The following is an 18588-nucleotide window of genomic DNA, read 5'->3' as shown; positions in this document are numbered from 1 at the left end:
GAAATAGCTACATAGAGTTTATTTCTAGTTTATTCAAATTAGTCGTTCAAATTAGGCTTTACTATGGATGAACAATAATTTTTACAGCCGATTCATTATTATGAATCAACGTTTCAAAGCCTTTAGAAACAAGATCATCTAATGCAATACGTTGGGTAATAAAAGGTTCTAGATTAATCTTACCTTGCTCGACTAAACGGATAGTTTCCTGATGGTCATTGACATAAGCAATCGTTCCACGAATATCGAGCTCTTTCATGACCACACTATGCACATTAATTGTGGCAGGATGGCTCCAAATCGAAACGATAACGACCACACCAGTTGGTTTCATCGCCGCCACCAGTGTATCCATGACTTTATTAACACTACTACATTCAAAAGCGACATCAACACCACGGTCTTCCGTAATTTTCATCACTTCAGCGACCACATCAACCTTAGATGGATCTAGCACATAATCTGCAACACCCGCTTCTATCGCTTTTTCTTTACGCTTTGCACTCAATTCAGTAATGATGACCGTGAGACCTTTAGCCTTTAAAATGGCTGATAAAAGTAAACCTATAGGGCCTGCTCCACCAACCAGTGCTATATCGCCAGATTTTGCACCACTTCTGACATAGGCATGATGACCGACAGATAAAGGTTCTATCAATGCGGCCTGATCTAAGGGAATATCATTTGAAATAGGATGTACCCAACGTCGTTGAACTGCAATTTTTTCAGAAAGACCGCCGCCACGTCCGCCTAAACCAATAAAGTTCATATTTTTTGATAAATGATACTTATCATTCGGGCCAGTCGGGACATCATCCGCAATAATATAGGGTTCAACTACGACATGTTGTCCAATTTGGATATCGTCTACACCCTCACCAACTGCATAAACTACGCCTGAAAATTCATGTCCCATTGTTACAGGTGCAGATTCTCCCGAAATTGGATGTGGATGACCACAAGGTGGAATAAAAATAGGGCCTTCCATGAATTCATGTAAATCTGTACCGCAAATACCGCACCATGCAACTTGAATTCCAACTGTGCCTGGAAGTACTTTCGGTTCAGGGATATCTTCAATTCGAATATCCCCTCGATCATAAAAACGAGCTGCTTTCATTGTGTATTCCTTATGTTGATATTAACGGTAAACCATTCCACCATCTGTCAAAATAGACTGACCTGTAATATAGTTTGCATCCTCGCTGGCTAAAAATGCAACTAATGCAGCCACGTCATCTGGTGTTTCAGCACGTCCTAAAGCAATACCATCTACATATTTTTTATACGTTTGACCAATTGGTGCACCTGTAATTTCAGAGAACCGCTGATCTATTTCGACCCACATGTCTGTACCAACAACACCCGGACAATAGCTGTTTACCGTAATTTTAGCACTGGCATATTCTTTAGCCGCAGCTTGCGTCAATGCACGAACTGCAAATTTAGTTGCCGAATAAACACCGAGTAAAGCAAAACCTTCATGACCTGCTATTGAGCATGCATTAATAATTTTTCCAGCCTGTTGGCGTTGTTTAAATTTATTTGCTGCGGCTTGAATCCCCCAAAGTACACCACCGACATTGATGTTCATAATTTGGTTAAATTCACTCGGCGTTACTTCTGCCAAAGCTTTGACTTGTGCAATACCTGCATTATTAATCATGATATCAAAACCATTAAGTGTCGATTCTGCATGATTAATAGCGTCACTGATTTGTATTGGATCTGAAATATCCGCAATAAATGTGGTGGCTTTTACGCCAAAGGCTTCAACCTCTTGTTGAACAGTATTTAACTTTTCTTGGTGAAGATCGACCAAGGCAATATGAACACCTTCTTGTGCTAAACGTAAGGCAATACCACGTCCAATGCCTTGTGCCGCACCCGTAATTAAAGCAACTTTGTTGTTTAAACCTCTAGGCATGTTGCGACTCCTTAAATATGGATTGCACGTTGCATCGCCGACAAGACCGACTCATGCATCGCCTCAGACAAAGTAGGATGAGGGAAAATGACCTGCGCTAAGCTTTCATCTGTAGCTTCTAGGTATTTCGCGATGGCAAAACCTTGAATGTGTTCGGTGACTTCATGTCCAACCATGTGAGCACCCAACAATTCACCCGTTTCCTGACTAAAAATGGTTTTAATAAATCCTGCGCTATCGCCCAAAGCCAATGCTTTACCATTCGCTTGTAAAGGAAACTTACCCACATTGATATTCAAGCCCGTAGCTTTCGCTTTCTGTTCTGTCAAACCAATACTGGCCACTTGTGGATGGGTAAAGATACAGCCCGGAATTTGTGTACGATCTAAAGCATGTACATGACTTAGGCCTGCAATTTTCTCCACACAAAGAATGGCTTCATGACTGGCTTTGTGTGCCAAACACGGTGCACCTGCGACATCACCAATTGCATAAATGCCCACTACATTGGTTTTACACCATGAGTCGACTTTAATAAAACCATTCTCAAATTCAACTCCCAAAGCTTCTAGGCCAAGATTTTCAGCATTCGGTTTCACGCCAATAGCTGAAAGCACCTTTTCAACAGTAATGATTTGCAGACCTGTGGCAGTTTCAATATGACAATGTACTTGAGCCTGATCAGTTTCTATTTTTTTTACAGTCGCTTCGGTTAAAACCTGCATACCCTGCTGTTCAAATTGCTTTTGTACATACTTCGCAACTTCAATGTCTTCGCTAGGGAGAATCTGCTTTGCAATATCAACCAAGGTAACTTGGCAGCCTAAGTCTTGGTATAGGCTTGCAAACTCACTGCCTATAGCCCCCGAACCAATGACCAGTAAAGATTTTGGTAATTGTTCCGGAACTAAAGCCTCTTTATAACTCCAGACCTGATGGCCATCTACAGGAATATGAGGCAAATTGGCCGCACGTGCACCTGTTGCGACAATAATATGCGGTGCAGAAATCTGCTGTTTTTGACCATTCGCATCTGTAAGCTCTAATTGCTCTTTGGCAATAAACTGGGCTGCCGCGTTAAAAACAGTGATTTGATTTTTTTTCAATAATTGACCGATACCTTGTACCAGTTGCTCAGAAACCTGTCTGCTATGATGGACCAGTTTTTGAATGTCAAAATCAATCGCGTTAAGAGTAAAGCCAAACTGCCCTGCATGTTTGAACTGCTGTGCAAGCGCAGCCCCGCTCAATAATGCCTTGGTTGGAATGCATCCCCAATTAAGACACACTCCGCCTAAGTGTTGTTTTTCAACGATTGCCGTTTTTAATCCTAGTTGCGCTGCGCGAATCGCAGCGACATATCCTCCAGGACCAGCACCAATAACCACAAGATCAAATTGTGTATCTGACATGACTATTCCTCCTACACCAAAATTAATGCAGGATTTTCGACAAACTGCTTAAATGCCGATAAGAATTGAGCACCCAACGCACCATCAATGACACGATGATCACAAGACAATGTTGCGGTCACCATTTCACGAACAACAATCTCATCATTTTCAACGACAGCACGTTTCTCTGCTGCACCTAAGGCTAGAATTGCACCTTGAGGCGGGTTAATAATGGCATCAAACTGTTGAATACCAAGCATGCCCAAATTGGAAATACTGAAACTGCCCCCTTGAAACTCATCAGGTGCCAATTTTCCAGTTTTGGCACGTGTCGCCAGATCACGCATATTATTGGAAATTTGCGCCAAAGATTTACGGTTCGCTGCTTTAATAATTGGCGTGATCAGTCCATTTTCGATGGCTACAGCAACCGAAATATCAGCCTGTTCAAACTGTAAAATCTGCTGATTCTCTTCATCAAACTGAACATTAACTTGTGGAACTTTAATCAGTGCAGCAGCAGCAGCTTTAATCAGCATATCGTTAATGGACAGTTTGACTTGCGGTACAGTACTGTTAATTTGCTGACGCAAAGCCTGAACCGACTCAACATTTAAGTCTATCGTTAAGCGAAAATGTGGTGCATTGCGTTTTGCCGCTTGTAGCCGTGCAGCGATTGCTTTACGCATACCATTCATAGCTACGGTGGTGAATTTTGCAGACTCTGTTGGATGCGCATACTCAGTATGTTGAGCTTGTACAGGATTTTCCCGTTGATATACAGCTTCAACATCTTCCTTACAGACTCGTCCACGTGAACCTGATGCACGACAATCATGCAAATTAATGCCCCATTGTTTTGCCAAACGGCGGGCAACAGGTGTCGCTAGAACATAACTGTCATCTGCTTTAGATTTCGCGGCTTTCGTGCTGGCTTGATGACGTACATCTGGCCAAGAACCACCAGCAGCTTGAACTGCGGCCTGAATATCTTGAACACTGATACGGCCTTCACGTCCAGAACCCGTAATCTGAGCCAAGTTTACATTATGCTTTTCAGCCAATTTCAAGGCATGTGGCGTTGCAAAAATATCATCGCTTTGTTGGTAGCCTTGTAACTCATCAGGAATAGAATATCCGCCCTGAGTCACCGCTTTTGATCCATTACCAACACTGTTCTGTTTAGGAGCAGCTTGTACTTTGGTTTCAACTTGAGCCACAGCTACTTTTTCAGGAACCGCTGCTACCGCTTTATTTTCAGTTACAGCAGGTGTTCCACCTAAGGACTGTGCAAATGCTTCAACTTCTGCATCGGAAACTTGGGCGTCTGCACAAATTGCAATAACTCCTCCTACGACAAGGGTATCACCATCTTTAGCAATAATTTTTCGTAGCAAGCCATCGAAAGGCGCTTCTAGAACATTGACGATTTTTGTGGTTTCAATTTCACAAATTTCCTGTCCTTTACTAAATTGCGTACCTTCCTGAATCAGCCATTGGGCAATCGTGCCCTCTTCCATGGACAAACCCCATTTTGGGATTTCTAAGGTTTTAATTTCGCTCATCCTAAGCCTCCAACGTCTTACGTACAGCTTGTTCGATGCGTTCTACACTAGGTAACCATTCTTTTTCTAATACGGGTGAAAATGGTACGGGTGAGTGTGGTGGAGTGACTAACTCGATTGGTGCTTTAAGAAAATGAAAGCCTTTCTGGGCAATAAGCGCAGCCACATCATGTCCGAAACCACAACGTGCTGCTGATTCATCTACAATCACCACACGACCTGTTGAAGCTACTGACTCTAAAATGCCATCTTCATCTAATGGTGAAATGGTTCTAGGGTCAACCACTTCAACCGAAATGCCTTCTTTTGCGAGCTTATCAGCGACTTCATTGGCACGATGCACCATCAAGCTTAAGGCAATAATGGTGATATCTGTGCCTTCACGGGTGTAATTTGCGACACCAAAAGGAATAGTGTAGGACTCATCTGGCACTTCGCCCTTAATGTCATACAATAATTTGTGTTCACAAAAGACCACTGGGTCGTCATCTCGAATGGCTTGAATCAACAACCCTTTTACATCATAGGCACTTGAAGGCACCACCACTTTTAAACCAGGCACTGAGGCAAACACGTTATATGGCGACTGAGAATGCTGCGCTGCTGCGGAAAAACCTGCACCAATCATGCCACGTACAACGAGTGGCGCTTTGGCTTTGCCGCCAAACATGTAGCGAAATTTAGCTGCTTGGTTATACAGCATGTCATAACACACGCCGTAAAAATCCATAAACATTAAATCTGCCACAGGTCTTAAACCCGTTGCAGCAGCCCCTGCCGCCATACCAATAATCGCTGATTCTGTAATTGGCGTATCAATGACTCGTTCAGAACCAAATTCAGTCCATAAGCCTTTGGTTACACCAAGTACACCGCCAAAACCTTCCAGTTTATTGTCATCGGTATTTTTGCCACCATGCCCACCACGAACATCTTCACCGACCACAATGACACTTGGGTCTCGGCGCATTTCTAATTCAATTGCTTCTTTAATCGCGTTTCGATAACTTTTATTTGGCATTTTTCTACTATTCCTTTAGTAAGAGACGTAAACATCAGTAAGTAACTGAGAGACTTCTGGGTACTTAGCTGCGCGTGCTTTTGCAACGGCATCGTCTACATTGGCTTTAGACTGAGCGTCAATCGCATCGAGCTTGGCTTCGTCAATTTTGTCTTTGACTTTTTCGCGGAATATTTTCAATGGATCTTTATGTTCTTTGACATAATCCAGTTCTTCTTTGGAACGAATAAGTCCTGGATCACCTTCAAAATGTCCATAAAAACGGTTGGTTACTGTTTCAATCACACTCGGACCTTCACCACGGCGGGCACGTTCAATGGCTTTTTGTGCAACTTCATACACAGCAAAAAAGTCTGTTCCATCTACTTTTTCAGCGGGTAAGCCAAAACCTGCTGCTCGGCCTGCAATGTCTTTACTGCCTACGGCATAATCATGTGCAGTACCTTCACCAAAACCGTTATTTTCAAAAACAAAAATCACAGGGAGCTTTAACACCACAGCCATATTCATTGCTTCAAAAGTTAAGCCCTGATTTGAACCACCATCACCGGTAAAAGATAGACCAATCCCACCATTTTTGAGTGTTTTAGCACTTAAAGCTGCCCCAATAGCCAAAGGTGGACCACCACCTACAATACCGTTTGCACCGAGCATGCCTTTATCTAAATCCGCAATGTGCATTGAGCCGCCTTTACCACGACACAAACCATCATCTTTGCCAAAAATTTCTAGCATCATGGCGTGAATGTCACAGCCCTTAGCAATACAATGTCCATGCCCACGGTGTGTTGATGTAATGAAGTCCTTATCTGTTAAATTTTCACAAATCCCTACTGCAACAGCTTCCTCACCGCTATAGAGATGGATGAAACCAGGAATATCACCTGTATTGTTTTCATCGTGAAGTCGATCCTCAAATTCACGAATGTCGCGCATTCTTTTGTATGCTGCTAGCAATTGCTCTTCCGTTAATTGCATATCTTTGTTCCTTATTCACTACGCTTAAAAGAAAATCCAAAATTGAATAATTGGATTTTTAAATCGTATATTTATATAAGAATATTTTTACTTAATTTCATATTAGACTAAAAAAATATAATGCATAAAAAGATGAGATAAATATTAAAAACAGAAGGTTATGAAATTAAAAATTTTTGTAAAATTTTACAATAGTTCAATCACATACAAAAACAAACCTTTAACCAACCTTTGTTTTATATGATAAGTTTTTTGCCCTGTTTTAATATTATCAATGCAGTTAAAGCAGCTTATTTAATATCAGGGTCTATATTAATTATTTTAAACGACGGAGTGTTTGAAATGGATTTAAATAACACAGTATTAACAGGAAAGAAGTTACGTGGCGCTGAAAAAATGGCGCGTATTCCAATTAAATTTGTTCCAACGGAAACGACACCGAAAAAGCCAGAATGGATTCGGACTAAAATTAGTCAACCTGAGGAAGTTCAAATCATTAAGGATTTATTACGACAACAGAAACTACATACCGTTTGTGAAGAAGCGGCCTGCCCTAATTTGCCTCAATGCTTTAGCGGTGGAACTGCAACGTTTATGATCATGGGAGATATTTGTACCCGACGTTGTCCTTTTTGTGATGTTGCTCACGGTCGACCAAATGTATTGGATCTTAATGAGCCCAAGCATCTGGCTGAAACAGTCAAGAATCTAAACTTAAAGTATGTTGTGATTACTTCCGTTGACCGAGATGATTTAAAAGATGGCGGTGCACAGCATTTTGCAGATTGCATTCGAGAAATTCGTCAAACCAGTCCAGAGACTCTGATAGAAATTTTGGTTCCTGATTTTCGTGGTCGTGCAGATATTGCCCTGAAGATTCTGAGCCAAAACCCACCCGATGTTTTTAATCATAATATTGAAACCGTTCCACGTCTGTATAAAGCCATGCGACCAGGCGCTAACTATAAGCACTCATTGGATTTACTCAAAAAATTTAAACACTACTGTCCCGACATTCCAACCAAATGCGGTTTGATGGTTGGTTTAGGAGAAGTTGAGGCTGAGGTTATTGCGTTATTAAATGATTTGAAAGATTATCAAATTGATTATGTCACAATCGGCCAATACTTACAGCCATCCAAGTCTCACGCGCCAATTCATCGCTTTGTTACATTACAAGAGTTTAAGCATTATCAAACTCATGGAGAACGCTTGGCGTTTAAAAATATTTGGAGTGCACCATTGGTACGATCAAGTTATTTTGCTGACCGCCAGTATTATGGTGAGGTTGTACCTGCCCCATATATACGTGAATGACTTTTCATTATTTACATGCTTCATTGATAAATATGACAGTTACGTTTATTAACATTTCAGATGGAAATAGTCATTTTCAGCTCATAAGAACACTTTTAAAGTAGCTCAAGGACTGGTAAAGCCAAAAGATCTAACTTAACCAAGCAAAGAAAAAAGCATTTAAAAGCGAAGCAAGAAGAAATGACGTAAATGACTATAAATTTTGAAGCTCATTTCTAAAGTTTGAAAATATTACAGTCTCATCATAAAGGAATATGATATGAACCTGTTCAATACACCACCTGCAAAAAAGCTGCAAACGACGCATTTAATTAATCAAACTACTGTGCATGCTGCCCCTGTTTTAGCATTGCCTCAAGAAGATAAAACGTCTTTATTCCGCCGTTCTATTCAGCATAATTATGCAGATTTACTCAAAATAGCAAATGATTCAGATATGGCGATTGGTCTTACAGATCATCACGGGACTCTCTTGTGGACATGGAGTAGTTCAGCGATGCTTTCTTCTGCTGAACAAGTTCATTTTATTGAGGGCGGACATTGGTCTACACAGGCAGTTGGAACCAATGCGATTGGTATGGCGTTAAACAGCCAAATATCAAGTTGCGTCTATTCTCATGAAAACCAAATGGACAGTGTTAGAGATTGGGTTTGTTATGCCGCACCGATTTGGGACCCAACATCGGGACAATTTCACGGCATTATTAACCTTTCTACAAAATATAAAAAACATACGCCTTTAGGGTTGCTCGCAGTTGAACGCTGTGCAGATTTAATACAGCGTGCCATAAAATTTGAGCAGCAAAATTTTTTGTACATTAAAGCGCTAGGTTCACCTTGGGTTCAATTTAATGGGCAAACTTTAAACTTGAGTCACCGTCAAATTGAAATACTTTGCATTTTAGCTTTGAATCCCCATGGAATTGGCTTAGAAGAGTTACACTATGCCCTTTATGGTGAGCGTAGTGTCAGCCTAAAAACCCTAAAGGCTGAGCTTTCACAACTTCGTAGCCTATTACCTCATTCAATTGAAGCTCGCATTTATAGGCTTAGCTGTGAAGTCCAATGTGATTTTTTACGTGCTGAACAATCATTAAATGCAAATCTTATTTCCAGTACATTCTCACTATATAAAGGTAGCTTTCTCTCTAAATCAGAAAGCCCTTTACTCAGCACTTGGAGACATTGTTTTGATGCCCGTTTGAGCCAGTTGATCTATCAAATAAAGGATATCGATCAGTTATTAAGAATTATTGGGCAGACACATGACCGAATTGATGCTGTACAGCGTTTATTAGAGTTATTACCACAGGACAGTATCCACCGTAATTATTTTTCAAATCTGATTTAGATTTGATCTGTTGCTTCAATTCTAAAGTTTTATTGTGAAACAGATTGAAAAGGAAGCTTGATTTTCATACTCCTTTAATGAGAATGTACGATCAAGTCTGAACTAATACAGAATATCGCTTATAAAGCTTATAAATAAGCTTTTAGTTGTTCAAACAAGTGAGACCACCTCTTTTTGAGTAAACTTTTCTTTATCAATTTTCAGCACGTAGCGGGTATTACGCCCACCACCTTCCAGTTTATACAGCACATCGTTTTCCAAAAGCTCGGTTAGGTGACGTGTTGCTGTAGCCTTACTTACTCCAGTGAGCTTTTGATACTGTGAAGCATTAATTCCGAGAGGGAAATCATTCTCTTCGCCATTGAGTAAACGATTTAAAACTTTATTCTGGGTTTCATTGAATTCGATATGAGAATAAGTGCTCCAAAATTTCGCTTTAGTGATCGTTCGATCAAGTCGTAGTAAAGACCTATCGATACTTTTTTCTAAGGTGTTTAAAAACCAGACCAACCACTCATTGATTGTATAAGTATCATTCTGGCATTTCTCAAGGACCTCATAATAACTACTACGATTTTCATGAATGGCCACGGACATAGCATATAAACGGATACTTTGGTGATCCATTTGAGCTAATGCTAAATCTGTAATAACACGCGTAATACGACCATTACCATCTTCAAATGGATGTAATGTCACAAACCAAAAATGAGCAAGTGCAGCTCGCAATAACGGATCAAGCATTACATCTTCTCTAGAACTATTGAACCATTCTATAAATTCATTCATTAGTCCCTGTAAATGCTCTCCACCCTCAGGTGCTTCAAAGTAAACCTTGGTAGTAGTACCATAAAGAGAACCACCAACAACCTGCATTGGTGCCTCGTTATCACGAATTTCTCCTACTTTGTTTTTTTGCGCAGCATAATCAAAGCGTTCTATAGTTTGAAAAAGCCAGTTATGCCATTGTAATAAGCGCTCCATTGTTAATGGCGCATTATGATTGCTCACTGCATCCATCATGATATTGGCTAAACCTTCATTTTTATCTTGAATGGGTGCAGGATTTTCTTCTGTTACCCCTAAACGCCGAGCTAATGAGGATTTGAGTGAACGAACATTCAACTTCTCATCTTCAATGAGTGAGGATGCGACTAGATTTGTGAGCAGTGTATCTAATGGTAATGCCTCAGCTTCTGGTGATACTTTGCTCTCTCCGACTAATTGACCTATCTTCTTATGAATTAAACGTAATTTTACTGTGACAAGTGCTTCATCCCATTTAAATTTAGTCCAGTTTGCTTTTTGCCATACCCATTTTTTCATAAGCATTCCCCCTACTGCATGAGCCGATTGTAACACCTATTCGGCTCATTTAGTGAGCCATTAATTGAGTTATTAATGAGTTATTCAGCTCATTTATGACGATTGACCTAATAAAACCTAGATTGTGAGCCGAATAATTGGCTTAAACAGCTCATATAGTGAGCCAAATATACAGGTTATTCGGCTCATTTACTTCTTTTAGCCATTAGGTTGGTTCTGTTAATTTTTTAATGCGATCAGGCTTTGTTGCACAAACCTATGTGTAAAGGCTTTTTCAGCGATATAATTTTCAAATGAAGAAGCCTACACCTAAAATCTATCATACAACCAATTGGTCCTCGTATAACCAAGCTTTAATCAAGCGAGGAAATATTTCAATCTGGTTTGCTCCTAAGACGCAATGGTATGCACAACCACAAGGCAAGCACGGACGAAATCAAACTTATTCCGATACAGCGATTCAATGCTGTTTAATGATCAAATCTCTATTCCGTCTTTCTTTACGTATGGTTACTGGCTTTGTTCAAAGCCTGATTAAACTCTGTGGCTTGAATTGGACAGCGCCAGATTACTCCACCCTTTGTAGACGACAAAAGCATATTGATATTGCGATAAGCTATCAGAAAAGTCGTGATGGGTTACACCTACTCGTCGACTCTGCGGGTTTAAAATTTTTAGGTGAAGGCGAATGGAAGCCTAAAAAACATCAGCCTGAATACCGTCGGCAATGGCGTAAACTGCATATTGGTATAGATGTTGAAACACTGCAAATTCGTGCCGTTCAGCTTACGACAAATAATGTCAGTGATTCACAAGTACTAGGTGATTTACTGGATCAAATTCCACTAGATGAGCGAATAGATTCTGTCTATACCGATGGCGCGTACGACACGAAGTGCTGCAGACAAGTGATTTCAGATCGTCAAACACATGCAGTAATTCCACCCAGAAAGAATGCCAAGCCCTGGAAAGATTCTAAAATAAGTTCAATAGAACGAAATGAGTTACTTCAAACGGTTAAACATTTAGGCAGAACCCTATGGAAAAAATGGTCGGGTTATCACCGTCGTAGTTTGGTGGAAACCAAGATGCATTGCATCAAATTATTAGGAGATAAGCTGACGGCAAGACATTTTCAAAGTCAGGTCAATGAAATTCATGCGCGTGTGGCAGTTCTGAATAGATTTACGGAATTAGGTAGACCTCACACCCAAGTTGTCTCTTGAATTTGAATGGATTGGGGAAAACTCAGCTTTTGAATGTTTATGCAACAAAGCCCAGTCAATCTCATAGTCTAGTTTGAATAAAAACTTATCTATGTACCTTCAATTTTAAGCATGGTTTGATTCTCTCTTTTCAAATAAATGGCCATGCAATACTCAGTAAAAATAATAGCCCTAATACGGTGCAACTAATTTGCCAAAAACGCAAAGGATCTCGTTCAATGATTGCTGGTGGTTTAGAGTTTAATAATTCTTTGGAAGGATGCATTAGATTATGAATGAGTTCAGATAAGGCCTCAAAACGATGTGTCGGTTCAATACTCAGCGCTTGGCCTAAAATTTTATCTAACCATATAGGTAAATCAGGCCGATATTTCCTGATGGAATAGTATTGAACTTTTTTAAGCTGCTTTAAACTGTTACAGCGAGCTAAATCTGTCCCATAAGGTAATTGTTTGGTCAGTAAATAATAGGCCATTACCGCCAAAGAAAATTGGTCTGAATGTACAGATGGCGAATGATCAATAAAATACTCCGGTGCCATAAATGCTAAGGTTCCGAGTGGTCGATTCGCATTTTTAGGATTAATTTCGACCAGGCCTCTTACTGCTGTTGAACCATAATCAATCAGTTTAATTTTCATGGCACTTTCTGTATTTAAAACAATGATGTTTTTTGGCCGTATATCCTGATGCAGCATCTCCAGCCGGTGCATTGCATTTAAAGCCAAAGCTGTTTGTTGCAAAATTGGTAAAATCTCATCGAGATTTAAAGGCTTTTCCTGGCGATGCAGCCATTGAGCCAAAGTTTCACCCTGTAAATATTCATAACATTGGAATAAATATTTTTTCTCAGTGTTATGTGGATAACACTGCATCAGGTTGTCATGCTTCAGACGTTTTGATACCCAATCTTCGAGTTGAAATTGCTCTACGGCATACTTATCTTGCTGTAAATCTACCCCCAAAGTTTTTATAACCAAAGGCTGCTGCTGAGTATCGTGTGCCAAATACAGGCAACTGCGATGATTTTGGTGCAAAATCTTATCAATCACATAGCCTTCAAAAACTTCACCTTTACTGAGCTGTTGTGGAAATACATAATCCTGCTGAATATGAAACTGATTCAGTTCAGGCAACTGTTCTACACGGATCACCTGGAAACTTAAGTTATCATCACTGCCCTGTTCTAAAGCTTTTTCAACTAATCCTTTGGCAAGTTGATTTAAATCTGCATCTATTAAAGTTAAATCTAATAATTGTTGATCTGTGACAAATTCATAGACCCCATCGGTCATTAGTAAAAAAATATCTTTTTCTTTGAGTTCAATATTTCGATAATCAATTTCAATACGATAATCCGCACCTAAGGCTCGACTAAGATAATGCTCTTTGGAAGACAACCAGACACGATGATCATGGGTTAGTAATTCAATTTCATGATCGCGAATGCGGTAAATACGACTATCACCAACATGAAAAACATGGGCTTGTTGTTGTTTTAAAATCAGTGCAGATAAGGTACAGACATACCCTCGGTCTTTATCAAAACGTCCTTGACTTTGTTGAGTCTGTGCATAAAGCCATGAATTGGTCGCGCGGATCACTCGTTCTGCTGAAGTCTGTGTACTCCAGGCATCTGAAGTAGAATAATAGTCAGATAAAAAACTACCAACGGCTGTTTCTGCTGCAAGATGACTGACATTACTGCTACCGATTCCATCCGCTATAACACATGCAATACCTTTCTGTTTCAGCACATGTCCTTCGGGCAGATATACTCCATGGAAATCCTGGTTCTGTTGTTTAACTCCGGCAGTAGAATATTGCCCAATACTGACTTTTAATGTTTTTTTCATGCTGAAAGCTCAAAAAGGGATCTATATGATCCCTTTATAAAATGATGAATGTTAAAATTCTTTTTTAACACCAGTACGGACATGGGTGGTATAAAGTGCCAGACCTGTTAATGCCAAACCGCCCACCAGATTACCTAAAGCAACCGGCAGTTCATTCCATAGGAAGTAGTCAGCAATCGAGAAGTCACCGCCCATCATCATGGCAAATGGGAACAGGAACATGTTCACGACAGAGTGCTCAAAGCCCATGGCAAAGAACAGCATAATTGGCATCCACATGGCAATAAATTTGCCACTCACCGTAGTAGACATCATCGCGCCAATGACACCTAATGACACCATCCAGTTACACAGCATGCCACGGATAAAAATAGTCATCCAGCCGGCGAATCCGTATTCGGCATAACCTAATGTCCGCTCCTCGCCAATATGCGCAATTTTTACGCCGACAGGGTTTGGATCCGCTGCAAAACCCATGGTATAAACCGCTGCCATGAGCACCGCAACGACTAAACAGCCTGTAAAATTCCCTACAAACACCAAGCCCCAGTTTTTTAGAATACGTCCCCATGTCACCCCTGGGCGTTTATCTAGCCATGCCAGCGGCGTAAGTACAAACACCCCAGTTAATAGGTCATAGCCCAATAAATACAACATACAAAAACCAACTGGAAACAGGAGCGCACCAATCAATGGTGATCCTGTTTGCACGGCTATGGTAATGGCAAATACCGCTGCCAAGGCCAGAATGGCCCCTGCCATAAAGGCACGAATCAATACATCACGGGTTGCCATATGCAATTTGGATTCACCCGCATCTACCACTTTTTTTGCAAACTCTGCAGGAGCAAGATATGCCATGTTGTCGTCCTCTTTTTCAATATACAAACCTGTTTTTAAAAAAAAGACGCCTAAGATCAATGAAGACCTTAGGCGCCGTTGCCTTAAATGCTTAAACAGTTAAAGGTGAATGGCGTCATTGCCATATATCTCAAAGTACAAGCAAAAGCTATGCCATAAAAAATTATTAATCTTTTAATTATTCACTGTCTTATTGAGCATAAATTTTAAAATGATGATTGGCATGATATCTGCATCATCTACTCCGCATAACAATTTGTTTAAGAATCATTTGGAGAGGATTATGATTACCCATCGTCAACAAGTAACTGACATGATCATTTCAGCGAAAGTTTTAAAATCAATTAAATGGTCAGATGTCGCCAAAGAAATAGAACTTTCTAAAGAATGGGTAACCGCTGCATGTTTAGGTCAGATGGCTTTTAATAAAGAGCAGGCAGAAAAAATCGGTCAGATTTTTGGCTTAAGTAATGAAGCTGTTGCATGGCTACAAATCGTGCCATACAAAGGTTCATTGCCGACCAGCGTGCCTACTGATCCCTTAATTTATCGCTGGTATGAAGTAGTGAGTGTTTATGGTTCGACCATTAAAGAACTGATTCATGAAGAATTCGGAGATGGGATCATGAGTGCTATTGATTTTAGTATGGATATCCAACGCGAAGAAAATCCGAATGGTGACCGGGTAAATGTCGTATTGTCTGGCAAGTTTTTACCTTATAAAACCTATTAATTTGTCTTGTCCTGAAATAGATTGACAGTATTCCACTTCAAACCGAGTTAAGCAATTAGCTCAGTTTTAGTTTGCTCATACGTCTGATTCGGGGTGTTCATATTTAAACTTAAATGTGGTCTATAGCAATTATAAATCATGATAGATTCCGCAATTAAGTGATCTAACTCCTTCATGGTTTGACATCGTGTAGTTAAAAACTCCTGCTTTAATATTCCATTAATCCGCTCTGCTAATGCATTCTGGTATGAGAAACACTGTTTCGCAAGTGCGCCATCTGTCATAGAAGGACATACCCTATAAGGATAATGCCACCTTTCACAAAGCAACAAGGCTTCAGAAGTTGATACGTTGTGCAGGCCATTACATTGTCCCCATTCAGAACGAACTTCGACCAGCTCACCATCCTGAATCCCGTATTTCAGTGCATCATTCGAATGAATTTCACAATACCGTTCGGCACGATGTGTACTGAGATGGGCAGATAATCCAGTGCGGCTCATAGCAGGCTCATGATTTTTTCGGTCTGGGCAAATTTCTGAAAAAATAAGGTTAATTTTTCAATAGTAATCCCGGTTCGTTGAGCCACGCTTTCAATCGATGACTCTGTTGAGCTGCTGGCAAGTGCCTGCTCCAGACCTTGAGTATGTTGGGTAATAAAATCCAGATCGGTATAGCCATTTTGCTGAAGATATTGCAACAAGCCATTAAACAGCGCGACATCCTGACCTGGTAAAATGGGTAAGTGTAAATCTGCCGCTTCACAGGTTGCAGTAAAGCGTGGATCAATCACCACTACAAATAAATCCCGCTCTTCTTTGGCTTTCATGATGCGCTGATAAAGCACCAGATGGCACCAGGCAGTATTGGAACCCACCAGAACCACCATTTCTGTCTGCTCAAAGTCTGTGTAGCTGGTATGTGCTGCCACAGCAGATGACATGCACAGCCTTGAATTGGTATCAATATTGGCAGTACCGAGATAACCTTTTACAAATTTGTTCACCACATAATAGTCTTCAGTCAAAAGCTGGCCGGAGACATAAAAGGCGATGCTGTCGCGCCCATACTGATCAATACATTGCTGAAATTTATTGGCAATACTTGAAATGGTATGATCCCAAGTACTTATTTGCCGCTGTTCATTTCGACCTGTCATCGGATGTTAGCGGCAATGTAAAAATGACCCCCCAACAGCATTTGAAAATTGACCCCCTTGGTTAATATAGTGGTCTTTTTGGACTGCTCAACATGTTAACTTTGGAGCAAGCAGTGACAATCCAAATACTTCATCAACAAGGTCAATCTATTAAGGCAATTAGCCGCGAACTCGGTATTTCTAGAAATACTGTGCGTAAATATTTACGATCTCAAGTAACACCTAAATATCAACGAACACAATCTAAAGTGAGTATTCTTGAGCCTTATAAACCGTATTTAATCAAACGTCTAAATGCCGCCGATCCAGAATGGATACCGGCTGTAGTGTTGTATCAAGAAATCTTGCAAAAAGGCTACACGGGGAAAATTAGAACACTACAAAATTATCTCAATACATTAAAGCCAACTAAACAACCAGAGCCGATTAAGCGATTTGAGACTCAACCAGGTCAACAAATGCAGGTTGATTTCACAACAATTCGACGTCATCACACCACATTAAAAGCATTTGTTGCAACTTTGGGATACTCTAGAGCAACCTTTGTTAAGTTTTATGATCATGAACGTTCTGATGCATGGATTGATGGCTTAGAAAGTGCTTTTCAGTTCTTTGGTGGTGTTCCTAAAGATGTATTATTTGATAATGCTAAGGCCATTATCATTGAACGTGATGCTTATCAAGATGGTCAACATCGCTGGAATGCTAAATTACTTGATTGTGCTAAGAAATATAACTTCCGACCACGTGTTTGTAAGCCATATCGTGCGCAAACAAAAGGTAAAGTAGAACGCTTTAATAGTTATTTGAAATCAAGTTTTATCGTGCCATTAAAAGCAAGTTTAAAGGTGGTTGACCTTAGCTTAGATGTTGATATGGCAAATGCCTATATTGGTCGATGGCTTAGTGAAACAGCAAATCAACGCATTCATGCAACAACTAAAGAAAAACCAAGTACTCGTTTGCTTGAAGAACAACAATATTTTTCTTCATTACCTTTATTTAATGATGGTTCTAAAAAATCTGTAATTGATGATGTTAGCCCATCATCACTCATACCTCATGAGAGTGTTCAACACCCCTTATCAATCTATGATGAATTACTGGAGGTTTCTTAATGAATTTACAGTATGAGCGTATTGAACAGCTTTGCCGTCAGCTTGGTCTACAAACAGTGGCATCACAATGGTCACATCATGCACAACAAACCTTAGCAAAGGATGGCAGTTATGCAGATTTCGTTGAAGCTATGCTATTACATGAATACACAGCCAAGCAGCAACGTAGTCAACAGATTCTTTTACAACTTTCAGGTCTTACTCAAATCAAAACGTTGGAGGCTTATGATTTTAATTATGCTTTAGGTGCTCCAAAGTCGCAGTTGCTTGAACTATTTAATTTAAGCTTTATTCCAAGAGCTGAAAATGTTGTATTTATTGGTGCAAGTGGTGTTGGGAAAACACATCTATCAATGGCTTTAGGCTATAAGGCAATTATGAATAATATTAAGACTAAGTTTATTACTGCAGCTGATTTAATGTTGCAACTTAGCCTAGCTTATCAACAAGGTAAATTAAAAAACTACATGCAACGTGTTGTACTTGCTCCAAAGTTATTGATTATCGATGAAATAGGATATTTACCATTTGGTCGTGAAGAAGCAAATTTATTTTTTAATGTTATTGCCAAGCGCTATGAAAAAGGCAGTACGATTTTGACCAGTAATTTACCATTTAGCCAGTGGTCTAAATCATTCGCAGATGATGTTACTTTGACAGCAGCAATGTTGGATCGTTTATTACATCATTGTCATGTTGTACAAATATCTGGGGAAAGTTATCGTCTAAAAGATAAAAAGAGAGTAGGAATTCAACC

15 protein-coding genes and 3 pseudogenes are annotated in these 18588 nt (G+C 40.0%); 6 read left to right on the top strand and 12 right to left on the bottom strand.

Going from position 1 to position 18588, the window contains the following annotated elements:
* Positions 1 to 61: 61 nt before the first annotated feature.
* Genes VF675_RS11675 through VF675_RS11650 form a run of 6 tightly spaced genes read right to left on the bottom strand, consistent with a single transcriptional unit; the run spans position 62 to position 6885 of the window.
* Positions 62 to 1120 carry a 2,3-butanediol dehydrogenase gene (locus VF675_RS11675; protein WP_440205260.1) on the bottom strand — a complete coding sequence of 353 codons (1059 nt, stop codon included), beginning with the start codon at positions 1118 to 1120 and terminating at the stop codon, positions 62 to 64.
* Between the two features lie 21 nt (positions 1121 to 1141).
* Positions 1142 to 1927, bottom strand: a complete 786-nt coding sequence (locus tag VF675_RS11670) for an acetoin reductase (RefSeq protein WP_019837535.1) — start codon at positions 1925 to 1927, stop codon at positions 1142 to 1144.
* Between the two features lie 11 nt (positions 1928 to 1938).
* Complete coding sequence (gene lpdA, locus VF675_RS11665; protein ID WP_440205259.1) at positions 1939 to 3339, bottom strand: dihydrolipoyl dehydrogenase; 1401 nt, start codon at positions 3337 to 3339, stop codon at positions 1939 to 1941.
* Positions 3340 to 3350: 11 nt separating this feature from the next.
* Positions 3351 to 4886, bottom strand: a complete 1536-nt coding sequence (locus tag VF675_RS11660; RefSeq protein ID WP_440205258.1) for a 2-oxo acid dehydrogenase subunit E2 — start codon at positions 4884 to 4886, stop codon at positions 3351 to 3353.
* A 1-nt stretch (position 4887) separates the two neighbouring features.
* The gene (locus tag VF675_RS11655) at positions 4888 to 5907 is read right to left on the bottom strand and encodes an alpha-ketoacid dehydrogenase subunit beta (RefSeq protein WP_236095125.1); all 1020 of its coding nucleotides are present in this window, start codon (positions 5905 to 5907) and stop codon (positions 4888 to 4890) included.
* Between the two features lie 15 nt (positions 5908 to 5922).
* On the bottom strand, positions 5923 to 6885 hold the full coding sequence (locus tag VF675_RS11650) for a thiamine pyrophosphate-dependent dehydrogenase E1 component subunit alpha (protein ID WP_178319289.1): 963 nt from the start codon (positions 6883 to 6885) through the stop codon (positions 5923 to 5925).
* 342 nt (positions 6886 to 7227) lie between these two features.
* On the opposite strand from VF675_RS11650, the gene lipA reads away from it, so the two are divergent.
* Complete coding sequence (gene lipA / locus VF675_RS11645) at positions 7228 to 8202, top strand: lipoyl synthase (RefSeq protein WP_440205257.1); 975 nt, start codon at positions 7228 to 7230, stop codon at positions 8200 to 8202.
* 259 nt (positions 8203 to 8461) lie between these two features.
* A complete protein-coding gene (locus VF675_RS11640) occupies positions 8462 to 9553 on the top strand; it encodes a transcriptional regulator (RefSeq protein WP_180062499.1) in 1092 nt (363 codons plus the stop codon).
* Between the two features lie 150 nt (positions 9554 to 9703).
* On the opposite strand, the gene VF675_RS11635 is transcribed toward VF675_RS11640, so the two are convergent.
* Positions 9704 to 10879, bottom strand: a complete 1176-nt coding sequence (locus tag VF675_RS11635) for a Fic family protein (RefSeq protein WP_440205256.1) — start codon at positions 10877 to 10879, stop codon at positions 9704 to 9706.
* A 293-nt stretch (positions 10880 to 11172) separates the two neighbouring features.
* Here VF675_RS11635 and VF675_RS11630 point away from each other — a divergent pair, with 293 nt between their 5' ends.
* On the top strand, positions 11173 to 12105 hold the full coding sequence (locus VF675_RS11630) for an IS5 family transposase (RefSeq protein ID WP_440205255.1): 933 nt from the start codon (positions 11173 to 11175) through the stop codon (positions 12103 to 12105).
* A 130-nt stretch (positions 12106 to 12235) separates the two neighbouring features.
* Here VF675_RS11630 and VF675_RS11625 read toward each other — a convergent pair whose 3' ends face one another.
* Together VF675_RS11625 and VF675_RS11620 are read right to left on the bottom strand one after the other, a co-directional pair.
* Entirely contained in the window at positions 12236 to 13960 is a 1725-nt protein-coding gene (locus VF675_RS11625) for a protein kinase domain-containing protein (protein WP_225530739.1), read from the bottom strand.
* Between the two features lie 51 nt (positions 13961 to 14011).
* On the bottom strand, positions 14012 to 14821 hold the full coding sequence (locus VF675_RS11620) for a formate/nitrite transporter family protein (protein WP_008303564.1): 810 nt from the start codon (positions 14819 to 14821) through the stop codon (positions 14012 to 14014).
* Positions 14822 to 15104: 283 nt separating this feature from the next.
* Between VF675_RS11620 and cynS the strand changes: the two genes are divergently transcribed.
* Entirely contained in the window at positions 15105 to 15554 is a 450-nt protein-coding gene (cynS, locus tag VF675_RS11615; RefSeq protein ID WP_096902358.1) for a cyanase, read from the top strand.
* A 47-nt stretch (positions 15555 to 15601) separates the two neighbouring features.
* Here the strand turns inward: cynS and VF675_RS11610 are convergent.
* The 3 pseudogenes from VF675_RS11610 to VF675_RS11600 all read right to left on the bottom strand — a co-directional run.
* Positions 15602 to 15844: pseudogene (locus VF675_RS11610) on the bottom strand (integrase core domain-containing protein); the annotation flags it as partial.
* Between the two features lie 132 nt (positions 15845 to 15976).
* Positions 15977 to 16057, bottom strand: a pseudogene (locus tag VF675_RS11605) (hypothetical protein); the annotation flags it as partial.
* Positions 16058 to 16059: 2 nt separating this feature from the next.
* A pseudogene (locus VF675_RS11600) lies at positions 16060 to 16719 on the bottom strand (molybdopterin-dependent oxidoreductase); the annotation flags it as partial.
* An 86-nt stretch (positions 16720 to 16805) separates the two neighbouring features.
* Between VF675_RS11600 and istA the strand changes: the two are divergent.
* Complete coding sequence (istA, locus tag VF675_RS11595; protein WP_440205254.1) at positions 16806 to 17831, top strand: IS21-like element ISEc57 family transposase; 1026 nt, start codon at positions 16806 to 16808, stop codon at positions 17829 to 17831.
* Positions 17831 to 18588 (top strand): IS21-like element ISEc57 family helper ATPase IstB (gene istB, locus VF675_RS11590; RefSeq protein WP_440205253.1); only part of this gene is annotated, 758 nt, incomplete at its 3' end. The genes istA and istB, both read left to right, overlap by 1 nt.

It is taken from the genome of Acinetobacter sp. Lyrl_1 (genome assembly GCF_051948795.1).
GTDB lineage: Bacteria > Pseudomonadota > Gammaproteobacteria > Pseudomonadales > Moraxellaceae > Acinetobacter > Acinetobacter towneri.
Note: the sequence above shows the minus strand (reverse complement) of the source record. Positions and strands in the feature narration are given on the sequence as shown.